The 20,599-nt window shown below is 72.2% G+C and carries 23 protein-coding genes; 12 read left to right on the forward strand and 11 right to left on the reverse strand.

The window, feature by feature from the left end:
- Positions 1 to 38: 38 nt before the first annotated feature.
- Positions 39 to 650 carry a 2-phospho-L-lactate guanylyltransferase gene (cofC, locus tag ACZ4TR_RS42840; RefSeq protein ID WP_465294008.1) on the reverse strand — a complete coding sequence of 204 codons (612 nt, stop codon included), beginning with the start codon at positions 648 to 650 and terminating at the stop codon, positions 39 to 41.
- Between the two features lie 536 nt (positions 651 to 1,186).
- Here cofC and ACZ4TR_RS42845 point away from each other — a divergent pair.
- The 3 genes from ACZ4TR_RS42845 (at position 1,187) to ACZ4TR_RS42855 (ending at position 3,603) form a co-directional block, all read left to right on the forward strand.
- On the forward strand, positions 1,187 to 1,906 hold the full coding sequence (locus tag ACZ4TR_RS42845; RefSeq protein ID WP_465294010.1) for a lysophospholipid acyltransferase family protein: 720 nt from the start codon (positions 1,187 to 1,189) through the stop codon (positions 1,904 to 1,906).
- On the forward strand, positions 1,906 to 2,922 hold the full coding sequence (locus ACZ4TR_RS42850) for an NAD(P)H-dependent glycerol-3-phosphate dehydrogenase (RefSeq protein ID WP_465294012.1): 1,017 nt from the start codon (positions 1,906 to 1,908) through the stop codon (positions 2,920 to 2,922). The genes ACZ4TR_RS42845 and ACZ4TR_RS42850 overlap by 1 nt, the downstream gene beginning before the upstream one ends.
- A 201-nt stretch (positions 2,923 to 3,123) precedes the next feature.
- Complete coding sequence (locus ACZ4TR_RS42855; RefSeq protein WP_465294014.1) at positions 3,124 to 3,603, forward strand: cysteine dioxygenase; 480 nt, start codon at positions 3,124 to 3,126, stop codon at positions 3,601 to 3,603.
- Positions 3,604 to 3,706: 103 nt separating this feature from the next.
- Here ACZ4TR_RS42855 and ACZ4TR_RS42860 read toward each other — a convergent pair whose 3' ends face one another.
- The 6 genes from ACZ4TR_RS42860 to ACZ4TR_RS42885 form a co-directional block, all read right to left on the reverse strand.
- Positions 3,707 to 4,690: an asparaginase gene (locus ACZ4TR_RS42860; RefSeq protein WP_465294016.1), complete on the reverse strand. Its 984-nt coding sequence runs from the start codon at positions 4,688 to 4,690 to the stop codon at positions 3,707 to 3,709.
- Positions 4,691 to 4,703: 13 nt separating this feature from the next.
- Positions 4,704 to 5,528 carry a class I SAM-dependent methyltransferase gene (locus ACZ4TR_RS42865; protein ID WP_465294018.1) on the reverse strand — a complete coding sequence of 275 codons (825 nt, stop codon included), beginning with the start codon at positions 5,526 to 5,528 and terminating at the stop codon, positions 4,704 to 4,706.
- The gene (locus tag ACZ4TR_RS42870; protein WP_465294020.1) at positions 5,525 to 5,905 is read right to left on the reverse strand and encodes a VOC family protein; all 381 of its coding nucleotides are present in this window, start codon (positions 5,903 to 5,905) and stop codon (positions 5,525 to 5,527) included. The genes ACZ4TR_RS42865 and ACZ4TR_RS42870 overlap by 4 nt, the downstream gene beginning before the upstream one ends.
- A 63-nt stretch (positions 5,906 to 5,968) precedes the next feature.
- The gene (locus tag ACZ4TR_RS42875) at positions 5,969 to 6,748 is read right to left on the reverse strand and encodes an FAD:protein FMN transferase (protein WP_465294022.1); all 780 of its coding nucleotides are present in this window, start codon (positions 6,746 to 6,748) and stop codon (positions 5,969 to 5,971) included.
- Positions 6,745 to 7,197, reverse strand: a complete 453-nt coding sequence (locus ACZ4TR_RS42880) for an FMN-binding protein (protein ID WP_465294024.1) — start codon at positions 7,195 to 7,197, stop codon at positions 6,745 to 6,747. Before ACZ4TR_RS42880 ends, ACZ4TR_RS42875 begins: the two co-directional genes overlap by 4 nt.
- A gap of 12 nt (positions 7,198 to 7,209) precedes the next feature.
- Complete coding sequence (locus tag ACZ4TR_RS42885; protein ID WP_465294138.1) at positions 7,210 to 8,556, reverse strand: ferredoxin reductase family protein; 1,347 nt, start codon at positions 8,554 to 8,556, stop codon at positions 7,210 to 7,212.
- 148 nt (positions 8,557 to 8,704) lie between these two features.
- On the opposite strand from ACZ4TR_RS42885, the gene ACZ4TR_RS42890 reads away from it, so the two are divergent.
- Together ACZ4TR_RS42890 and ACZ4TR_RS42895 are read left to right on the forward strand one after the other, a co-directional pair.
- Positions 8,705 to 9,421: a response regulator transcription factor gene (locus tag ACZ4TR_RS42890; RefSeq protein ID WP_364524959.1), complete on the forward strand. Its 717-nt coding sequence runs from the start codon at positions 8,705 to 8,707 to the stop codon at positions 9,419 to 9,421.
- Entirely contained in the window at positions 9,418 to 10,845 is a 1,428-nt protein-coding gene (locus ACZ4TR_RS42895; protein WP_465294026.1) for a sensor histidine kinase, read from the forward strand. The genes ACZ4TR_RS42890 and ACZ4TR_RS42895 overlap by 4 nt, the downstream gene beginning before the upstream one ends.
- A 24-nt stretch (positions 10,846 to 10,869) precedes the next feature.
- Here ACZ4TR_RS42895 and ACZ4TR_RS42900 read toward each other — a convergent pair whose 3' ends face one another.
- Positions 10,870 to 11,514, reverse strand: coding sequence for a pyridoxamine 5'-phosphate oxidase family protein (locus tag ACZ4TR_RS42900; RefSeq protein WP_465294027.1), 645 nt, complete (start codon positions 11,512 to 11,514; stop codon positions 10,870 to 10,872).
- A gap of 80 nt (positions 11,515 to 11,594) precedes the next feature.
- Between ACZ4TR_RS42900 and pdxR the strand changes: the two genes are divergently transcribed.
- Positions 11,595 to 12,965: a MocR-like pyridoxine biosynthesis transcription factor PdxR gene (gene pdxR, locus ACZ4TR_RS42905; protein ID WP_465294029.1), complete on the forward strand. Its 1,371-nt coding sequence runs from the start codon at positions 11,595 to 11,597 to the stop codon at positions 12,963 to 12,965.
- A 736-nt stretch (positions 12,966 to 13,701) separates the two neighbouring features.
- A complete protein-coding gene (locus ACZ4TR_RS42910; RefSeq protein ID WP_465294031.1) occupies positions 13,702 to 14,796 on the forward strand; it encodes a D-alanine--D-alanine ligase family protein in 1,095 nt (364 codons plus the stop codon).
- A gap of 7 nt (positions 14,797 to 14,803) precedes the next feature.
- Here ACZ4TR_RS42910 and ACZ4TR_RS42915 read toward each other — a convergent pair whose 3' ends face one another.
- Together ACZ4TR_RS42915 and ACZ4TR_RS42920 are read right to left on the reverse strand one after the other, a co-directional pair.
- Positions 14,804 to 15,343: a DUF3515 domain-containing protein gene (locus ACZ4TR_RS42915; protein WP_465294033.1), complete on the reverse strand. Its 540-nt coding sequence runs from the start codon at positions 15,341 to 15,343 to the stop codon at positions 14,804 to 14,806.
- Positions 15,344 to 15,362: 19 nt separating this feature from the next.
- Positions 15,363 to 15,596, reverse strand: coding sequence for an Lrp/AsnC family transcriptional regulator (locus ACZ4TR_RS42920; protein ID WP_125306405.1), 234 nt, complete (start codon positions 15,594 to 15,596; stop codon positions 15,363 to 15,365).
- Between the two features lie 124 nt (positions 15,597 to 15,720).
- Here ACZ4TR_RS42920 and ACZ4TR_RS42925 point away from each other — a divergent pair, with 124 nt between their 5' ends.
- Entirely contained in the window at positions 15,721 to 16,677 is a 957-nt protein-coding gene (locus ACZ4TR_RS42925; protein ID WP_364529387.1) for a thiamine-phosphate kinase, read from the forward strand.
- Positions 16,678 to 16,693: 16 nt separating this feature from the next.
- A complete protein-coding gene (locus tag ACZ4TR_RS42930) occupies positions 16,694 to 17,173 on the forward strand; it encodes a GNAT family N-acetyltransferase (RefSeq protein WP_465294035.1) in 480 nt (159 codons plus the stop codon).
- Here the strand turns inward: ACZ4TR_RS42930 and ACZ4TR_RS42935 are convergent.
- Positions 17,160 to 18,374: a glycoside hydrolase family 27 protein gene (locus tag ACZ4TR_RS42935; RefSeq protein WP_465294037.1), complete on the reverse strand. Its 1,215-nt coding sequence runs from the start codon at positions 18,372 to 18,374 to the stop codon at positions 17,160 to 17,162. The genes ACZ4TR_RS42930 and ACZ4TR_RS42935 overlap by 14 nt on opposite strands.
- Positions 18,375 to 18,408: 34 nt before the next feature.
- Between ACZ4TR_RS42935 and ACZ4TR_RS42940 the strand changes: the two genes are divergently transcribed.
- The 3 genes from ACZ4TR_RS42940 to ACZ4TR_RS42950 are packed head-to-tail and all read left to right on the forward strand — an operon-like array spanning position 18,409 to position 20,476.
- On the forward strand, positions 18,409 to 18,939 hold the full coding sequence (locus tag ACZ4TR_RS42940) for a gamma carbonic anhydrase family protein (RefSeq protein ID WP_364529378.1): 531 nt from the start codon (positions 18,409 to 18,411) through the stop codon (positions 18,937 to 18,939).
- 30 nt (positions 18,940 to 18,969) lie between these two features.
- Positions 18,970 to 19,647 (forward strand): uracil-DNA glycosylase, encoded by a 678-nt coding sequence (locus ACZ4TR_RS42945; RefSeq protein WP_465294039.1) that lies wholly within the window; start codon positions 18,970 to 18,972, stop codon positions 19,645 to 19,647.
- Between the two features lie 58 nt (positions 19,648 to 19,705).
- A complete protein-coding gene (locus ACZ4TR_RS42950; RefSeq protein WP_465294041.1) occupies positions 19,706 to 20,476 on the forward strand; it encodes an alpha/beta fold hydrolase in 771 nt (256 codons plus the stop codon).
- Positions 20,477 to 20,599 lie beyond the last annotated feature (123 nt).

Here is a 20,599-nt window from a genome sequence, read left to right on the forward strand (position 1 = left end):
CACTAAGCCCGGCGGATTTGCTCTGGCCGCGGTGAAGGTCAGATGAACAGCTCCGCGGTGTGTTTTCCGACACCCAGCGCGCGCACGTGGGCGAGGTCTTCCGGGGTGTCGACGTCGCTGCGCAGGCTCGGGAGCGGGCCTCGCAGCGGCACCGCGCCGGACGCGGTGTGTTTTTGGGCCGAGCCCAGGCCGAAGTGCGGGTCGAGGGGTGCGCCGGGGGCCGACAGCAGGAGGGTGGTGCCGGTGCCCTGGCGGTCGGCGACGAAGGCGCGTTTTCCCGCCGCTTCGGCGAGGGCGTCGGCCAGGTCCCCGGCGCGCAGGGCGGGGAGGTCGGCTTGGAGGGCGCCGACGATCGCTCGCGGGTCGTCTCTCCGGAGGAGTTCCGCGCCGTGGCGGAAGGCGGCGTTGAGGGATCGCTCGGCGGGTTCGGCGACGATCTCGACCCCGAGCTCGGCGAGTCCGGCGACGGCCCCGGGATCGGCGGCGACGAGCAGGACGCGCCGGACGTGCGCGCCCGAAGTGACGGCGGCGAGGGTGTCGGCGGCGAGGGCGAGGACGAGGCCGGGGTGACGCTCGGCCTCGATGGCACCACGCAGCCGCGACTTGCCGTCGCGGGGGTGTTTCATCGGCACGACCAGGTCCACGTCCACCCGTCCATCTTTACCCGAAACGGCGGGTGGGTGTCGGCGGGAGGGCGGGTTGTCCACAGGTGAAGGGTGTTGTGGACAAGTCCGGGTCCGGTGGGCTTTCGGGACGGGAATCGTCGGTGGGCGCCGATACGCTCGAGACGGGGTGGCCCCCAGGGAGGGTGGGCCGCGTGCTGGGGCGGGCTGTGCTGGGGCGGGCTGTGCTGGGCGGGCTGTGCTGGGGCGGGCTGTGGCGGCCACTCGCCGACAGTTTCCCGCGCTGGCCGGCGGGTGTGGTGCCCAGGCCGAACGTCTTGAATGAGTCTTTCAGGACCTCGGACGCCCTGAACGACTCATTCAAGACAACCGCCGGCGAGGCCGCCGACCCGCGTCCGCCGAAGATCCGCCGTGACCGGGCGCTGCCGGCCCGTGTCGCCCGGGCCCGTTCATGACGTCCGGACCCGCGGCACACCCGCTGATCACCGCTTCGACCTCGGCGAAGGCACCCTCCCTGGACTGCTCTCACCCCGGCGCGGCAGGATCTGGGGCGGACGTGACGCGTGGAGGAGGAGATCGTGGCCCGGCGTGAGAAGGGCGGCTTCTGGGTGGGGTTGGCCGCCGCTGTGTTCTACCCGCTCACCGCGATCGCGCGGCGGGTCTACGTCGGGGACGAAAGAGTTCCGCGGCACGGTCCCGCCCTGCTCGTGCTGAACCACGTCTCGCACCTCGATCCCGTCGTCGACGCCGTGTTCGTGCACCGGGCGAAGCGCGTGCCGCGGTTCCTCGGCAAGGAGAGCCTCACCCGGACCCCCGTCTTCGGGAAGGTCTTCGTCGGTTCGGGGCAGATCCCGGTTTCGCGCGGCTCGGCCGCCGCCGGGGACAGCCTCAAGGCCGCGCACCAGGCCCTGCAAGAGGGCAAGATCGTCGTCATCTACCCCGAGGGCACCATCACCAAGGACCCGGCCGGCTGGCCGAAGGAGTCCTTCACCGGCGCCGCGCGGCTCGCGCTGCAGAACGACGTCCCCGTGATCCCCATCGCCCGCTGGGGCACCAGCGAGCTCTTCAACGGCTACACCAAGAAGTTCAAGCCCTTCCCCCGCAAGACCATCACCCACAAGGTCGGCGACCCGATCGACCTCTCGGCCTACCGCGAAGGCAGCTCACGCAGCGCCTCGAAGCTGCGTGAGGTCACCAAGGTCATGATGGACGAGGTGACCCGCCTGCTCGGCGAGATCCGGCACGAGGAACCGCCGTCGGCGAAGCCGGGAGACCCCGTCTGATGCGCGCCGACGTCCAGCGGGTCACCGTGCTCGGGGCCGGCTCGTGGGGCACCGCCTTCGCGAAGGTGCTCGGCGACGCCGGCCGCGACGTCACGATGTGGGCGCGCCGCGAACAGGTCGCCGAGGACATCCGCGAGCGGCACGTCAACAGCGCCTACCTGCCCGGCGTCGGCCTGCCGGAGAACATCACCGCCACCAGCGATCCGGCGAAGGCCCTCGAAGGAGCCCAAGCCGTCGTGTTCGCCGTGCCCAGCCAGAGCCTGCGGGCCAACCTCTCGGAGTGGCGGCCCCTGCTGCCGCCGGACGCGGTCCTCGTCAGCCTCGCCAAGGGCGTCGAGCTCGGCACGCTCAAGCGGATGAGCGAGGTGATCGGCGAGATCGTCGGGATCGACCCGGGCGACGTCGTCGTCGTCACCGGGCCGAACCTGTCCAAGGAGATCGCCGCCGGGCAGCCGGCCGCGGCGGTGCTCGCCTGCGCCGACCACGAACGCGCCGTCGCGATCCAGCGCGCCTGCGCCAACTCCTACTTCCGCCCCTACACGAACACCGACGTCGTCGGCTGCGAGCTCGGCGGCGCGTGCAAGAACGTCATCGCGCTCAGCACCGGGATGGCCGCGGGCCTCGGCCTCGGCACCAACACGATGGCGACGCTGATCACCCGAGGCCTCGCCGAAATGGCCCGGCTCGGCGCGAAACTGGGCGCCGACCCGCTGACGTTCGCCGGGCTCGCCGGGGTCGGCGACCTCGTCGCGACGTGCTCGTCGCCGCTTTCGCGCAACCGGACGTTCGGCGAGCGCCTCGGCCGCGGCGAAACCCTCGAGCAGGCGCAGGCCGCGGCCGGCGGGCAGGTCGCCGAGGGCGTCATGTCGTGCTCGTCGATCCGGGCGCTGGCCGCGAGCGTCGGTGTCGACATGCCGATCACCGACGCGATGCACCGCGTGTGCCACGAAGGCGTCGACCCGCGGCAGGCCGGCGCGGAGCTGCTGGGGCGCTCGCAGAAGCACGAGTGGTCCTGAACGTGTGACCTACCGCCCGGATGCTGGGAGCGGCTTGACCGGGCCGGGGCGGTGCGGAACGCTGGGCGCCATGTTCGCGTGCGTGATGACTGAGCTGCGGGGCCGCCACGGCCTTCGCGCCGTCATGTGCGCGTGTCGCTGTTGTCGGTGAACCTCGCCCCGGCCCAGCTCGACACCCCTTTCTCTGCCGTGAGGACCCTCATGTTCGCCGTTCCGGACAACACCCTGCTGCGTCCCGAGAACCCCGCGCTGCGCCACCCGGTGCGCGTCGCGCTGGAGGTCGCAGCCGATCGTGACCGCTGGAAGCACCTGCTGCGCTACGACCCCGACGAGCGGTTCGCGGCGCTCGTCGAGAAGGACGACCAGCAGGAGGTCTGGCTGATGAGCTGGCTGCCCGGCCAGCGCACCGACCTGCACGACCACGCGTTCGCGAGCGGCGCGTTCACGCTGGTCAGCGGGCGCCTGACGGAGGCGGTGGCCCGCCGCGCGCCGGGTGGCCGCGCGGTCACCGAGCTGCACGCGCTCTCGGCGGGGCAGTCGCGGGTGTTCGGCCCGGGGTACGTGCACGAGGTGCGCAACGACGGCCCGGACCCGGCGGTCTCGATCCACGTCTACCGCGACGCGGAGCGCGAGATGCGCTCGTACCACCTGGACCCGCTGGGCGGCCCGGTCCTCGACTGACCCCGAACGCCCCAATGTGGCGTTGGGTGCGTCTGACGCACCGAACGCCACATTGGGTGCGTGTCACGCACCGAACGCCACATTGGGGCGCAGGGAACCCTGGTCAGTCCAGGTCGCCGCGGGCCCGGAACTCGCGCTCGATCGTCTCGTGGTCCGCGCCGGCCGCCAGCAGCGTGTGCAGCAGGATGCGGGACTTGCGCGCGTCCAGCCAGCCGGCCATCGTCGCGCCCATCGCGATCAGGCTGGACTCCGAACCGTGGAAGCCGTACGTCGACCGCAGCGTCGGGCCCGCGCCCGTCCGCGAAGCCACCACCACCGGCAACTCGGAGACCAGCCGCGCCACCACGTCGGCCGTGCCCGACGACACGTGGCCCGCACCCGTCGCCGCCACCACGATTCCGCGCACTCCGGGCTGCGAAGCGGCGTACGAGAGCACCGCGCCCGAGTCGTCCAGACCGGCTTCGACCACCGGCACCAGCCCCGAAAAGTCCGTTCCGGCCAAGGCGGGCAACCGCGGCGGCGACGGGTGGAACCAGTGCACCGCGCGCTCGACGACCATGCCGAGCGGGCCCGCCGGCGCCGACGAAAACGCCTCCAGGTGGCTCGAATGCGCCTTCCGCACCCAGCGCGCCGCGTGGACGTCGTCGTTCAGCGTCACCAGCACACCCCGCCCGCGGCTGCGTGGATCGGCCGCCACGGTCAGCGCGGTGCGCAGGTTCGCCGGGCCGTCCGGGCTGAGCAGGCCCGCGTTGCGCATCGCCCCGGTGATCACCACCGGGATCTCCGACGGCCAGCACAGCTCGAGGAAGTAGGCGGTCTCCTCCAGGGTGTCCGTGCCCTGCACGACGACGAACCCGTCGGCGTCCTGCCGCAGCCCCCACTCGCGGCACCGCAGCAGCGTCGCGAAGTCCATCGACGCGCTGCCGATCCCGGCGAGGGTCTCGGCCAGCACGTCCATCGGGAGATCGCCGAGACCACCGAGCAGTTCCGAAGCGCCGAGGCGGGGGACGGCGCCGCCTTCGCCGGAAACGGGGGCCATGGAGATGGTGCCGCCCAGCGTGGCGACGGCGATCAGGGGACGTGCCATGCCGCCACCCTATTCAGCCGCCCTTGACCGCCTGGAGCGTGTAGCTCGCGGCGATCCGCGACGGCGTGTCCGTCATCCGCCACTCGTCCGTGGCCTCGTCGCGCGTCATCTGCCCGGGGATCGCGTTCCACGGCACGCTGTCGTGTTCGGTGAACGCGGTCAGCGTCAGGCCGTTGTCCAGCAGCGCCGTGATGATCTCGCCCAGCGAGTGGTTCCATGAATGGCTGACGCTGTTGCGCAACGGACGGTCCGTGCTGACGTACGTCTCCGGCTCGTCGAACACCAGCGGTTCGGCGTGCTCGAAGTACGGGTACCGCGGCCACGCCGGGTCCGCGGTCTCGTCGAGCGCCCACAGCATCGGGTGCCCTTCGCGGATGAACAGCCGGCCGCCCGGCCGCAGCAGCCCGGCGACCACCGCAGCCCAGCGCGCGATCGACGGCAGCCAGCACAACGCGCCGATCCCGGTGTAGACCAGGTCGAACCGCCCGGCGCCCAGCACCTCGACGGCGTCGTAGACGTTCGCTTCGTGGAAGTCGATCTCGGCGTTCGCGGCGGAGGCGAACCGCCGCGCCTGTTCCAGCGCCGGTCCGGAAAAGTCCAAGCCCGTCACGGAGGCACCCAGCCGGGACAGCGAAACCGTGTCCGTCCCGATGTGGCACTGGAGGTGCACCGCGCGCAGCCCGCCGAGGTCGCCCAGGCGGGGCCGGTCGAACCGCAGGACGCCGCTCAGGTGCTCCGGATCCGAAACGTAGGTCTCGAAGCCGTAGTCCGGCGACGCCGCGTGCAACACCGCGCGTTCGTCCCAGTTGGCCTTGTTGACGGCGAACGAATCCGTCACGACGTCGCGGCCCGTTCGGCCGCGCTCCGCAGCACGCAGAACTCGTTGCCCTCCGGATCGGCGAGCACGGCCCAGCCGGTGCCGTCGGGCTTGCGGAGGTCGTTCACCAGCGTCGCGCCGAGGTCCAGGATGCGCTTCACCTCGTCGTCGCGCGGGACGTCCGGCTGCAGGCACACGTGGAGCCGGTTCTTCACCGTCTTCGGCTCGGGAACGCGCAGGAACAGCAGATCGATCCCGCCGTCGAGCGCGATGCCGCACTCGTCGTCGCCGGGCTGGTCCTCGTCGGGGACCGGCTTCCCGGTGACCTGGCTCCAGAACTGGCAAAGCGCGTACGGGTCGGCGCAGTCGACGGACACGTGCAGGACGGACGACGGCATGGCACTCCTCGAGGTCGGGTGCCGCCGATTCTGGCCGAGCCGCCGGGGGAGGGCGAACCGATTTCAGGACGCCCGGGCGCTCGCGTGAGGACGCTCCGGCTCCCCGGCCGCCAGGGCGAGCCCGGCCGTCCGGTGCACGCGGCGGCGGTCGTCGACGATGAGGATCTCGCAGTCCGGCCGGTCGGCCGCCCAGGTGATGCCCTCGGCACCCATCGCGAAGGCCGCGGTGGCCAGCGCGTCGGCGGTGATCAGGTCGCCGGCCACGACGGTGACGCTCAGCAGGCCGGTCGCCGGCGTCCCCGACCGGCCGTCGAGGATGTGCGAGCCGCGCTCGTAGGCCGCCGACGTCGCGATGGCGCCGTCGCGCGACTCCAGCACCGCGCACACGGCCAGGGGCTGCTCGGGGTGGCGCACGCCGACCCGCCACGCCCGCCCCGGCGCCGGCTCGCCGGCGGTCACGACATCGCCGCCCGCGTTGAGGCAGAACGTCGTCGCGCCCTCGGCCTTGAGCATGTCGGCGGCGCGCTGCACCGCCCAGCCCTTGACGACCGCGCACGGGTCGAGCCCGCGGCCGGGCAGCCGCGCGCGGAACGCGCCGCCGGAAAGCTGTTCGTAGTACGCGCAGAGCTCCAGGACCTCCAGGAGGTCGTCGGTCAGCTCGGCCGCCGTCAGCTCGCCGCGGTCGTAGCGGCTGACTTCGCTGTCCTCCTTGAAGGGGCTGAACCGGGCGTCGACGTCGCGGAACCAGGCGAAGACCTCGTCGACGATCTCCGCGAAGCCCCCTTCGTCCCGCAGGTCGAGGGAAATCGGCAGGCCCATCACCTGCTCGACGCGCGTGGTCATCGGGTGCCCCGGGCGTCGATGGCCGCCTGCAGCGACGTCTTGTACGACTCGCTCGTCTCGGTCGCCCCGGTGATCGTGTCGATGTCGGCGCTCTGGGCTTTCATGGCTTCTTGCTGCAGGCGCGGCAACGCGGTGAGCGCGCGGCCGTCGTCCGGGGCCTGCAGCAGCGTGACCGCGACCATCCGGGCACCGGTGAACGTGACCTCGACCTGCACGGTCCCGTAGTTGCTGGACTCCGCGGAGCCCTGGGTCGTGACCGTCGCGTTCGCACTGTCCGGAGTGGACTGGGTGGGGGCCGTCGAGGCCGGCGGCGCGGCCGATGTGGACGGTGCCGTGACGCTCGGCGGCGCCTGGGCGACGGCGGTGTTGTGCACCGGTCCCGGCTCGAACCGCCAGACCGCGATGAACCCCGCGATCGACAGCGCGACGACGAAGATGGTCCTCTTCACTGGAATGTCCCCCTAGGCCGCGAGGCTGAAGCGTTCGGCGTGGACCTGGGCCTTCGGCACGCGCAGCTCGCGCAGGCTGCGCAGCACGGCCGACGTCATCCCCGGCGGGCCGCAGACGAACACGTCCCGCTCGTGCACGTCCGGCACCATCATGTGCAGGTTCGCCGGGCCGAGCATCGCCCCGCGCGGGCCGACCGCCTGGTCAGCCCCGGCGAGGACGCTCACCACCGCGCCCCGCGCCTTGGCGAGCCCGTTCAGCTCGGGCAGCAGCACCGCGTCGGCCTGCGTGCGCACCCGGTAGAGGACGACGACGTGGCCGTCGATGTCCTCCAGCAGCGCGCGGATCGGCGTGATCCCGACGCCACCCGCGACGAGCAGCGCGTTCGGCCGTTGCTGGTGGATCGTCGTGAACGCGCCGTACGGGCCTTCGGCGAAGACGCGCGTCCCGATCCGCAGGTTGCGCAGCGACGCGCTGGCGTCGCCGAGCGCCTTCGCGGTCAGGCGCAGCGTGCGGCCGTCGGGCGCGGCGGACAGCGAGAACGGGTTGGCCTGGTACCAGCGGTCCTTCGTGAGGAACCGCCAGAGGAAGAACTGGCCCGCCCGCGCCGGCATCTTGTCGAGGTGCTTGCCGGTCATGTAGACCGAAACCACGTCCGGGGCCTCGGAAACCACCGCGGTGACGCGCAGCTGGTGGCGCAGGTTCCGCCACAGCGGGAGCAGGACGCGCCCGGCGAGCACGGCGGCGCCGGCGCCCAGCCAGAGCGTCCACCAGTAGGCCTTGGCCGCCGGGGCGCTCGCGAACGACGTGCCGAGCGCGATCTGGTGGGTGAACGCCAGGAAGACCGCGGCGTAGGTGTAGAGGTGGATGAAGTGCCACGTCTCGTACGCCAGCCGCTTGCGCGCGAACTTCGCCGACGCCGCGCCCACGATGAGGATGACGGCGAACGCGACCAGCGCCCGCAGGATCCCTTCGAGCGTGTTGGCCATCTCGACCAGTTCGTCGACGACGCCCTGGTTCGTGACCTCCGCGTACCCGAACGAGATGAACACCAGGTGCGCCAGCAAGGTCCAGAGGATCGTGAAGCCGGTCCACCGGTGCCACGTCGTGAGCCGGTCCATGCCGATCCGGCGGTCCAGCCAGGGCAGCCGGGCCACGAGCAGCAGCTGGCAGGCCATCGCCAGCGCGCCGTACAGCCCGGCGAGCCTGCCGATGCCGATGAGCACGTTCTGGGACAGCCCGGCCTCGGCGAAGAGCACCGTGACGGCCGCCACGTTGGCGCCCAGGAAGAGGAAGAGGCCGGATTTCGCGGCGATCCGGGGGCGGATCGCCGGGCGCGTGGCCTCGGCGGTCTGCGTCATGCTGGTCACACGGATCCCCCTCGGGTTCGGTTCACGAAGCTCAGCCTCGCCACTCAGCCTGTGGCGAGTCTGGGTACGGGCTGTCGGATTCCTGTCGGCCCGCGTCACCGCCTCGCCGCTCGCGCGGGCGCCGGGAGAAGATGGGGCGGTGCAGCCCTCCGAACCCGTGCGCCTGCTCGTCGTCGACGACGAGCCGCACATCGCCGACCTCGTCGCCACCGTCGCCCGGTACGAGGGCTGGCAGGCGGTCACGGCCGGGTCCGGCAAGGCCGCGCTGGCCCAGGCCGCGGAGTTCGGGCCGGACATCGTCGTGCTCGACCTGATGCTGCCCGACCTGGACGGCTTCACCGTGCTCGACCGCCTCCGGGAGAACGGCAGCGCGGTGCCCGTGGTGTTCCTCACGGCCAAGGACGCGACGGCCGACCGGATCGCCGGGCTCACCCGCGGGGGTGACGACTACCTCGTGAAACCGTTTTCCGTCGAGGAGCTGATGGCACGGTTGCGGGCGGTGCTGCGGCGCAGCACCGGTGTCGCGCACCAGGCGGCGGCACGCGGGGCCGTGCTGCGCGTCGGCGACCTGACACTGGACGAGGACACCCGCGAGGTCCGCCGCGGCGACGGGCCGCCCGCCGAGCTGACGCCGACCGAGTACGAGCTGCTGCGCTACCTCATGCGCCGCTCGCCCGCGGTGCTGACGAAGGCGCAGATCCTCGACCACGTCTGGGAGTACGACTTCGGCGGCCGGTCCAATGTGGTCGAGCTCGTTATCTCGCACCTGCGGCGCAAGGTCGACGCGGGCGGCGGCGAGCCGCTGATCCACACCGTCCGCGGCGTCGGGTACGTCGTGCGCCAGGTCAACCGGTGAAGCGCTTCTTCCGCAAGTGGTACGGGGCCTGGCAGCGCACGCGGCTGGGCACCCGGATCACGCTCGGCCTCGGGGCGCTCGCGCTGGTCGTGTTCGCGGCCGTCGGCGTCACGACGGTCGGGATCATGCACGGCTACCTCGACCGGCGGCTCGACGAGCAGCTGTCCAAGAGCCAGAACACGCAGCTGCCGCAGCTGCGCGAGACGCACGGCTCGCCGCAGTCGGTGTACTCGTGGTACTCGGCGCTGTACAAGGTGCGCGACGGCGTCGCGACGCCCCAGCCCGGCGGCCAGCTGCCCGGCGACGCCAAGCAGCTGGCGAAGATCGCCGCCGACGCGGTCGACGGCGACGTCACGCGGAACATCTACCTGCACGACGACGGGCCGTACCGGGTACGCGCCTGCCCGGTCGACAACGGTTCGGTGCTGCTGTCCGCCGCGCCGCAGAAGGACCTCGACGGCACGGTCCAGCAGCTGATCTGGGTGGAGGTCGGCGCGTTCGCGTTCGCGCTGGCCGTGTTGCTGGTCGTCGGGCGGCTGGTGCTGAGCCGGGGCCTGCGTCCGCTGGCGGACATGGCCGGCACCGCGCACGACATCGCGTCGCACGACCTCACCGCGAACCCCGCCCTGCCGGTCCGCGCGGCGGGGACCGGCGGCGGCGCCGAAGTCGACGAGCTGCGCACGGCGTTCAACGTGATGCTCGCGCACATCGACACGTCCCTGGCGGCGAAGACCGAGGCGAACGAGCGGCTGCGCCGGTTCGTCGCGGACGCTTCGCACGAGCTTCGGACGCCGTTGACGTCGATCCGGGGCTACGCCGACCTTTTCCGCTACGCGGCGGCGAACGAGCCGGCGGAGCGGGAAGCGCACCTGGCCAAGATCCGCTCCGAGACGGCGCGGATGAGCGTGCTCGTCGACGATCTCCTCCTGCTGGCGCGGCTCGACGCGCGGGCCGCCGAGACGCCGTTGCGGCCCGAGCGCGTCGACCTGGCCGAATTGGCCGGCGACGCGGCGGACGCGTTCGCCGCCGGGCGTCCCGACCATCCGCTGACGTCTTCCCTCGATGCGGCTTTCGTCCGCGCGGACCCGGTGCGGCTGCGGCAGGTGTTCGACAACCTGCTGGCCAACGCCGCCGTGCACACGCCGCCCGGGACCGCGGTGCACGTCTCGGTGGCGGTCGACGGTCCTCAGGCGGTGGTGCGGGTGAGTGACGCCGGGCCCGGGATCGCTCCGGGGGACCAGGAGCGGATCTTCGACCGGTTCTTCCGCGTCGACGACTCCCGCACCCGCGGCAACGGCGGCACCGGGCTCGGGCTGTCGGTGGTCCAGTCCCTGGTGACGGCGCACGGGGGCACGGTCACGGTGTCCTCGGAGCCGGGTCGGACGACGTTCACGGTCCGGCTGCCGCTCGCCGGTCGTGAGTGAGAAACAGTGTGCTGACCCTGTTTCTCACTCACGACCGCTGACGTGCTCGGGCGTCGTCCAGCCGGGGGAGAGGTCTTCCGACGGTTCGGGTGCGCCGAAGACCGTCCGGACCGGGAGCACCCCGGCCCACGCGGCGTCGGCTTCGAGGTCCTCCGGCTCGTCGTCCGGGCCCTCGGCGCGCATCTTCACCGACGCCTCGGCGAGGTCGAGCGCCAGCACGCTGACCGCGGCGAACTCCTTCGCGTTGACCTCGCGCGCGTGCTCCCACGAGCCCGGGGCGAGGTGGTCGGTCAGCACCTTCAGGCCGTGCATCTTCGCTTCGGGGTCGACGACCGGCGTCGCCTTCCCGAAGATGACCGCGCTGCGGTAGTTCATCGAGTGGTTGTTCACCGACCGCGAGTAGACGATGCCGTCGAGGAGCGTGACCGTGACGCAGACGTCGAGGTCCCGCGACGCCGCGCGCAGGCTGGACGCGCCGGTCGAGCCGTGCAGGTACAGCGTGTCGCCGTCGCGGCCATAGCCGGTCGGCAGGACCAGGGGGACGCCGTCGCGGACGATGCCGAGGTGGCAGATCAGGCCCTCGTCCAGGACTTGGTGGAGGATCGAGCGGTCGGTCACGGCCCGGTGCTTCTTGCGGCCGAGCGTGGTGCGGGGCGTGGTGGACAGCATGCGATCAGCGTCTCCCAACATAGTGGCATCTGAAAACGTCCACTTCTCGTACACTTGGGAAGTCCACTTGAGGAGGTCCCGTGACCCACGCCGACACCGCGCTCCCGGTGAGCCTCGACCGGGCGGCCGTCACGCCGCTGGCCGTCCAGCTCGCGGACGCGCTGCGCGAAGCCGCCGCTTCAGGCCACCTCCGGGGCGGCGACCGGCTCCCGTCGACGCGGGCCCTGGCCGGGCGCCTCGGCGTCAGCCGCACGGTGACGTCCGCGGCGTACGAGCAACTGCACGCCGAAGGGTGGATCTCCGGGCGGCACGGCTCCGGCACGTACGTGACGACGCCGCCTTCGTACTCGGCGTCGCAGGTCCCGGTGCCTTCGGTCCCGGCGCCCGAGGCCGAAGCGCCGTCGCTGCTCGACCTGGGCCCCGGCACGCCGTGGGCGGACGGGTTGGACCGTGCGGCCTGGCGCCGGGCCTGGCGGGCGGCGGCCGACCCGGACCCGCTGGTCCGCGCGCACCGCGCCGGGCTGCCGGAGTACCGCGCGGCGGTGTCGGAGCACCTGCTGCGTCACCGCGGACTGGCGGCCGGTTCGGTGCTGGCGACCGGCGGGACGACGGCGGCGGTCGTCGAGCTGGCCGCGGCGGTGCTCGAACGCGGGGACGTCGTCGCCGTCGAGGAGCCCGGCTACCAGCGCGCGGTGCAGGCGTTCCTCCGCGCGGGCATGCGGGTGGTGGGGGTACCGGTGGACGACGAGGGGCTGCGGCCGGACGCGATCCCGGCGGGTGCGCGGGCGGTGTACTGCTCGCCGGCGCACCAGTACCCGATGGGCAGCCGGCTGAGCGCGGCGCGGCGGGTTTCGCTGGTCGAGCGGGCGCGTTCGGCCGGGATGCTCGTCATCGAGGACGACTACGACGGCGAGCTGCGTTTCGACGTGGCGCCGCTGCCGATGCTGGCTTCGCTGGCACCGGACGTGGTGGCGCACCTGGGGACGACGTCGAAGATCCTCACGCCGACACTGGGGGCGGGGTGGATGGTGGCCCCGGAGGCGATCACGTCGGCGGTGCTGGCGTATCGGGACTCGACCGGGACGCGGCCGTCACCGGCGGGGCAGCGGGTGCTGTACGAATTCGCGCGGAACGGGGATTTGGGACGTCACCTGCGGAAACTTCGCCGGGAGATGGCCGAGCGGCGGACGTTGCTGGCGGGAGCGTTGGCCGCGGCGGGGGTGCCGGTCCGCGGCGACGACGCGGGGGCGCATCTGGTGGTGCCGTTCCCGTCGGCTGCGGTGGAGGTGTCGGTGATCGCTTCCGCCGAGCGGAGGGGGATCCGGTTGGACGGGTTGGCTCGGCATTTCGCCGGGGAGCCGTCGTCGCACGGGGTGGCGATCGGGTATGCGGGTTGTGCGCGGGAGGCGTTGGTGGCTGCTTTGCCGACGTTGGTTTCGTTGCTGCGGTGAGGTTCGGGCTGGTGTCCACAGGCAGGCCGTGATGTGGACAACGTGCCCATCCCAGGCGGCTTTCGCGGCTTTGTGTTGGTGGTCGCCGATACGCTGGTGCAGGCGGTGGCCCCCGAGGGGAGGGCGGGCTCCGCCGTGGTCCGGCGCTGCTCCAGCTCCGGGCAATCCGCCCGGCTGGCCCCGGGTCCAGCGCCGGCGCGGCCTTGAGGTCGGGTTTCGAGCGCCCCAATGCGGCCTTCGGTGCGCGAGACGCACCCAGGGCGGCCTTCGGTGCGTGAGACGCAACCAAGGCCACATTGGGGCGCTCGGGTGCCGTCAGGAGCGAAGCGGTGGGGCGCGGCGCGCGAGGCGCGCGGCGCGAAGGCCGCGGCGCGAAGGCCGCGGAGCAAGGTGCGAAGCGCGCGGAGCAAGGTGCGAAGCGAGGCGCGGCGTCGAGGACCTGGTCTGGTTGTCCACAGCCTGGCCGTGATGTGGACAACGTGCCCACCCCAGGCGGCTTTCCCGGCTTTGTCTTGGTTGTCGCCGATACGCTGGTGCAGGCGGTGGCCCCCGAGGGGAGGGCGGGCTTCGCCCGGGGCGGCCGATGACTCGGGGACAAGGCCGAGCCCAGGCCCACCGGTCCCTCGATGTACCAGACGCGGCAAGGCCCGCGCAGGTTGCGCTCGTCGCCCGGGGGCGTCCTTCCGGCGCACCGGCCTCGGCTGTTCGCCGAGGTCACCGGGTACGGTGGCTCACCATGAGCGAGAAGATCCGGGTGGCGGTCGTGTTCGGCGGGCGCAGCAGTGAGCACACCATCTCCTGCCTGTCCGCCGGCAGCGTCCTGGGGAACCTCGATCCGGAACGCTTCGAAGCCGTGCCGGTCGGGATCACCCGCGCGGGCCGGTGGGTGCTCGGTACCGGGGACTCCGCGCAGCTCGCCATCCGGGGACGGGAACTGCCGTCCGTCGACGACGGCAAGTCGCTCGTCCTCGCCGGAGATCCCTCCAGCCAGGGCCTCGTCGCCGTCGAAGCCGGGCGGGAAAGCGAGCTGCTTTCCCAGGTGGACGTCGTCTTCCCGGTGCTGCACGGCGCCTTCGGCGAGGACGGCACCATCCAGGGCCTCCTCGAACTGGCCGGCATCCCGTACGTCGGGCCCGGCGTCCTCGCCAGCGCCGCCGCCATGGACAAGGAAACCGCGAAGAAACTCCTGGCCGCCGAAGGGCTTCCGGTCGGCACCTTCGCCGCCCTCCGGCGCGATCAGTCCACTTTGGACGAGCAGGACAAGGCCAAGCTCGGCCTGCCCGTCTTCGTCAAGCCGTCGCGCGCCGGGTCGTCCGTCGGCATCAGCCGCGTCACGAACTGGGACGACCTCGACGCCGCCATCGAACTCGCGCGCGCCACCGATCCCAAGGTCCTCGTCGAAGCCGCCGTCGTCGGCCGCGAGGTCGAGTGCGGGGTGCTCGAGTTCCCGGACGGCCGCGTCGAAGCCTCGCTGCCCGCCGAGATCCGCGTCCTCTCCGAAGACGAAAACGCTTGGTACGACTTCGAAACCAAGTACCTCGGCGACGACGCGGAGCTGGACATCCCGGCCAAGCTCGACGACGCGCTCACCGAGAAGCTCCGCGCCATGGCCGTGAAGGCGTTCCAGGCGCTCGACTGCCAGGGCCTCGCGCGCGTCGACTTCTTCGTGGGCGCCGACGGCGAGCTGACCATCAACGAGGTCAACACCATGCCCGGCTTCACGACGAAGTCCGCCTACCCGAAGATGTGGGAGGTCACCGGCGTGGACTACGCGACCCTGCTGACCACCCTCATCGAGACGGCCGTCGCGCGGGGCACGGGCCTGCGCTGAGAACAGGTCAGGAGAACCGCAGCGGCCGAGGCGCGAGCTTCGCCGCGACCGTGTCCGAGATCTGCTGCAGCGGCCCTGTCCCGGCGCTGTCCGGCACCGTCAAAGCCGCGTAGACCTCGCGGTCGACCACGTACCACGTCGACGCGCCGTCGCCCGGCACCTGCAGCCACTGCACCTTGTTGACCAGCCGCAGCGCCGCGGTCGGCGTCAGCTCCGGGGGCCGGTCCAGGCCACAGCGCAACACCAGCGGGTCGTCCGAGCCCCAGGCCACGGTGGCCGGCGGCGCCGGGTCGGCCAGGGTGCGCACCTTCAGCTGGGTGCCGTTCGACGTCAGCTCGGTCGGCACCGCGCCCAGCAACGTCGTGCAGCCAGGCGACCCCGCGAAGGGCGCGGGCACGGGGACCAGCGGCAGCGGTCCGGAGGCGTCGGAGTCCGAGGAGCGCAGCGTCAGCGCGAAAACGGCGACGGCGACCGCGAGGGCCACGGCGAGCGCGGTGGCCGTGACGAGAACCACCCTGGGTGGGGCACCGGTATCGGAGTCAGGCACCCCCTCACTACACCACTGCTCAGAGATGCACGACCGGGCAGGTCAGCGTCCGGGTGATGCCTTCCACGTTCTGCACCTTCGCGACCACGAGCTGGCCCAGCTGGTCGACGCTGTCGGCGGCCGCGCGGACGATCACGTCGTACGGTCCCGTGACATCCTCCGAACTGGTGACACCCGGGATGCTGGAGATCTCGGCCGCCACCGCGGCCGCCTTGCCGACCTCGGTCTGGATGAGGATGTATGCGTGGACCACGGCGCGCCCTTTCGTCGGGATCGGTCAGCTCAGGTAGGAACGTATAGCCAGCTCACCGAAAAACATAGGGCATCCGACTATCGGTGATCGATCTTTGTCCCGGTAGAGAAAGCAGAGGTGACCGGTGTCACCGAACGACGCGACGGTCGCCGAGACCGGCGAGTTCGCGCTCATCCGCGCCGTCACCGAAGGACGGCGCCAGCCCCCGGGCACGCTCCTCGGTCCGGGCGACGACGCCGCCGTCGTCGCCGCGCCCGACGGCCGCGTGGTGGCCAGCACCGACGTGCTCGTCCAGGGTGTCCACTTCCGGCTCGACTGGTCGCCGCCCGAGTACGTCGGGCGCAAGGCCGTCGCGGTCAACCTGGCCGACATCGCCGCCATGGGCGCCACCCCGACCACCGTCCTGGTCGGCCTCGCCTGCCCGCCCGACACCCCGCGCGAGCTCGTCACCGCGCTCGCCGACGGCATGTGGGCCGAGGCCGAGCGCGCCGGCATCGGCGTCTCCGGCGGCGACATGGTCCGCGCCGACCAGCTCGTGATCAGCGTCACCGCGCTCGGCGACCTCGGCGACCGCGAACCCGTGACGCGCTCGGGCGCCCGGCCCGGCGACCTCGTCGCGGTGTGCGGGAAGCTCGGCTGGGCCGCCGCCGGCCTCGCCGTGCTCGGGCGCGGGTTCCGCTCCCCGGTCGGTGTCGTCAACGCCCAGCGCTGCCCGGAGCCGCCCTACGACGCCGGTCCGCGCGCCGCCCTCGCCGGGGCCACCGCGATGATCGACGTCTCCGACGGCCTGCTGGCCGACCTCGCCCACATCGGCGAGGCCTCCGGCGTCGGCCTCGACGTCCGGACCGCCGACCTCGACATCCCGGCGCGGCTCACCGAAGTCGGCGCCGCCCTGGGCGCCGACCCCCTGGACTGGGTGCTCACCGGCGGTGAGGACCACGCGCTGGTGGCGACCTTCCCGCCGTTCGCCGAGCTTCCTGAGGGCTGGCGCACCATCGGCGTGGTGACGATGGCGGACTCGGGGATCACCGTGGACGGCAAGCCTTTTACGCGAGAAAGCGGTTGGACGCACTGGCGCTGAACTAAAGTCGGTGGACGTGAGAATCGTTCCGGTCCCCTTCGACCATCCCGACGCGGCCAAGCTCATGGCCGCGGTGCAGCAGGTGTACGTCGAGCGCTACGGCAGTGAAGACGCCACCCCGATGAGCCCGGCGGACTTCGACCCGCCGCAGGGCGTCTTCCTCGTCGGCTACCAGGGCGACGAGGCCGTCGCCTGCGGGGCGTGGCGCGCCCACGATGGACCCGCGCCCGACTTCCACGAGGGCGACGCCGAGTTCAAGCGGATGTACGTCGCCGATTCGGCGCGCGGCCGCGGGTTCGCGCGGATGATCCTGTCCGAGCTGGAGCGCACGGCGGCGTTGTGCGGCCGCAAGCGTGCGGTCCTGGAGACCGGCACCCTGCAGCCGGAGGCGATCGCGCTCTACACGTCGTCGGGGTACGCCGAGATCCCGAACTTCGGCGTGTACAAGAACGAGCCCGAAAGCCGGTGCTTCGGCAAGGAGCTCACCTCGGTGTGAGCTTCAGCAGCGCCGCGGCGTGTGGCCGCAGCGACGCGGAGACGTCGCTCCCGACGTCCTGGTGCGCCCAGAGGTCCCGGACGTTCCACGCGCCCGGGATCGCCGCGGAGACGGTCGCGGTGGTGGTGCCGGTGTTGAGCAGCACCACCGCGAACCCGCCGCCGGTCAGCGGTTTGCCCCACACCTGGTAGCCGGGACCCGCGGCGAGCTGCCGGCCCTGCCCGCCCGCGAAGTCCTGGTCGACGGCGATCGCTTCGGGGTTGGCGAGGGTCGCGAGGTCGTCGTCACCCAGCTTCGCCGGGTCGGTGCCGGCGAACAGCGGCGCGTTCAGCACGGCCCAGACGCTGAAGTGCGCGCGGGCCTCGTCCGCGGTCAGCGTGCCGTTGCCGACCTGCAGCATGTCCGGGTCGTTCCAGCCGCCCGGGCCGCCGCTGTGGGGCGCGACGGCGGCCTGCTGGTCGATCGTCGTGAGCACCGAGTCCCAGGTCGGGCCCAGGTCGTTGGTCGTCCGCCAGAGGTTCGCCACCGGCCGCGCCCAGGTCCACGGGCTGGAGACGCCGTATTCGGAGATCGCGTAGACGATCGGGCGGGGCAGCGCGGCGAGTTCGTCGCGCATCTTTTCGAACGCCGCCTTCCGGTCGAGGCCGTCGACGGTGTCGGCGTTGCACCAGTCGTACTTGAGGTAGTCGACGCCCCAGCGGCCGAACGTCTCGGCGTCCTGCCGCTCGTGGCCGAGCGAGCCGATGCCGGCCGCCGCGTAGGCGTCGTTGGCCATCGCGCAGGTCCGGCTGCCGGGCACGGCGTAGATGCCGAACAGCAGGCCGCGGGAATGGACGTAGTCGGCGAGGTCGGCGATGCCGTGCGGGAAGCGCGTCGGATCGGCCTCCAGGGAGCCGTCGGCGGCACGCTTCGGGGCTTGCCAGCAGTCGTCGACGACGACGTAGCGGTAGCCGGCGTCCCGCAGGCCGGTTTCGGCCAGCGCGTCGGCCGCCTGCTTGACGACGTCCTCGGTGAGGTCGTGGCAGCGGACCTGGTTCCAGCTGTTCCAGCCCATCGGCGGGGTCGCGGCGAGACCGTTCGCCAGTGCCGGGGACGCGCCGGGCAGGCTGAGCAGCCAGGTCAGCACGATGAGCAGGAGCACGAGGCCCGTGCTCCCGGTACTGGCGTTCCGGTTCGCGGCGATGCCGTGATCCAATCGCACGGCAAGTGAAACCGCGGTCACCCACGGAGGCGGCATGCCGATCTACGCGCTCGGTTCCCTCGAACCGACGATCCACCCCGACGCCTACGTCCACCCGGACGCGACCGTGATCGGTGACGTCCGGATCGGCGCCTTCGCGTCGGTGTGGCCGCAGACCGTGCTGCGCGGCGACCACGGGTACATCGAGATCGGCGAGCGGTCGAACGTCCAGGACGGCTGCGTCCTGCACTGCACCGAGCGGCACCCGACGATCCTCGGGCCGTCGTCGGCGATCGGGCACGCGGTGCACGTCGAGGGGGCGACGATCGGCACCGGCTGCCTGATCGCGTCCGGCTCGGTGGTGCTGAACGGCTCGGTCGTCGAAGACGGCGGCATGGTCGGCGCGGGCGCGGTGCTGTCGTACGGCTCGCACGTGAAGACCGGCGAGATCGCGCTCGGCGTGCCCGCGAAGACGCGAGAGAACAAGTCGTTCAGCGCGGAGAACATCGCGCTGGTGGTGGATTCCTACGTCGAACGCGGGCAGCGGTTCCGGACCGAGCTGAGGCGGCTCGACCCGCTCGGGTGACGCCGGCCACGCCCGGTAGGCTGGCGCGCCGTGACCGCACGACCGCTGCAGGACATCGTCGAGGCAGGCTGGGCCGAGGCCCTGGAACCGGTGGCGCCGCAGGTCGCCGCGATGGGGGAGTTCCTCCGCGCGGAGATCGCCGCGGGCCGGACGTACCTGCCGGCGGGTGAACACGTGCTGCGGGCGTTCAAGCAGCCGTTCCACGACGTGCGCGTGCTGATCGTCGGCCAGGACCCGTACCCGACGCCCGGGCACGCGGTGGGGCTGAGCTTCTCGGTGGCGCCGGACGTCCGGCCGATCCCGAAGAGCCTGGTCAACATCTACAAGGAGTACGCCGACGACCTCGGCCACCCGCTGCCGTCCAACGGCGACCTGACGCCGTGGGCCGACCAGGGCGTCCTGCTGCTCAACAGGTCGCTGACCGTGCAGCCCGGCAAGTCGAACTCGCACCAGGGCAAGGGCTGGGAAGCGGTCACCGAGCAGGCGATCAAGGCCCTCGCGGCGCGGCCGGAGCCGATGGTGGCGATCCTCTGGGGCCGCAACGCGCGGAACCTGCGCCCGATGCTGGGCGAGGTGCCGTGCATCGAGTCGGCGCACCCGAGCCCGCTTTCGGCACACAACGGCTTCTTCGGGTCGCGGCCGTTCAGCCGGGCCAACCAGCTGCTGGAGCAGCAGGGCGCGGCGCCGGTCGACTGGAAACTCCCCTAGGTCCGGTGTCCGGATCCGCGGGACGGCTCCGACCAGGGGTGAACCCTTTGGAGGAGAAATGAACGTCACATCGGCGGACGGCACGTCCATCGCCTACGAGCGGCGCGGCGCGGGCGCGCCGGTCATCCTGGTCGGCGGCGCGTTCAACGACCGGACGACCGTCGCGGGCCTGGCCGAGGTGCTGGCCGGGGACTTCACGACGATCGCGTACGACCGGCGGGGACGCGGCTCCAGCGGCGACGCCGGTAGTCATGCGATCGAGCGGGAGATCGAGGACATCGCGGCGCTGATCGCCGAGGCCGGCGGGACGGCGTCGGTGTTCGGGCACTCGTCGGGGGCGGTGCTGGCCCTGGAGGCGGCCGCCGCGGGCCTGCCGATCGAGAAGCTGGTGGCGTACGAACCGCCGTACGCGACTCCGGAGCACCCGCGGGCCGACGTCGTGGAGAAGGTGCGCGCGCAGCTCGCGGCGGGTGATCGCGACGGCGCGGTGGCGACGTTCCTGATGGTCGCGGGCACTCCCGCGGAGATGGTCGAGGGCATGAAGGCGGCCCCGGTGTGGGGCTGGTTCACGGCGCTGGCGCACACGCTGCCGTACGACCTGGCGATCTGCGGCCCGGGTGCCCGGCCGCGTGCGGACCACCTGGCCCGCATCCCGGTGCCGGCGCTGGTCATCGGCGGCGGCGCCAGCCCGGAGGAGTTGCAGTCAGGAGCCCGCGTGGCGGCGTCACTGGTGCCGGGAGCCCGCCACGAGACCCTGGCGGGCCAGGACCACGGGGTGCTCCAGTACCCGGAGTCCCTGCGCGACCTGCTGGTCGGATTCCTCAAGTAGGCAGGCCCCAAGCGCCCCAATGTGGCGGTGGGTGTGTGGGGGGGACCGAAGAACCCACCTGGTTTGTCTTGGCCCACCAAAACCACCCCCGGGTGCCGGCGGCCCCACAACCCACAGAGAAGA

The organism is Amycolatopsis sp. NPDC028719 (assembly GCF_055565395.1).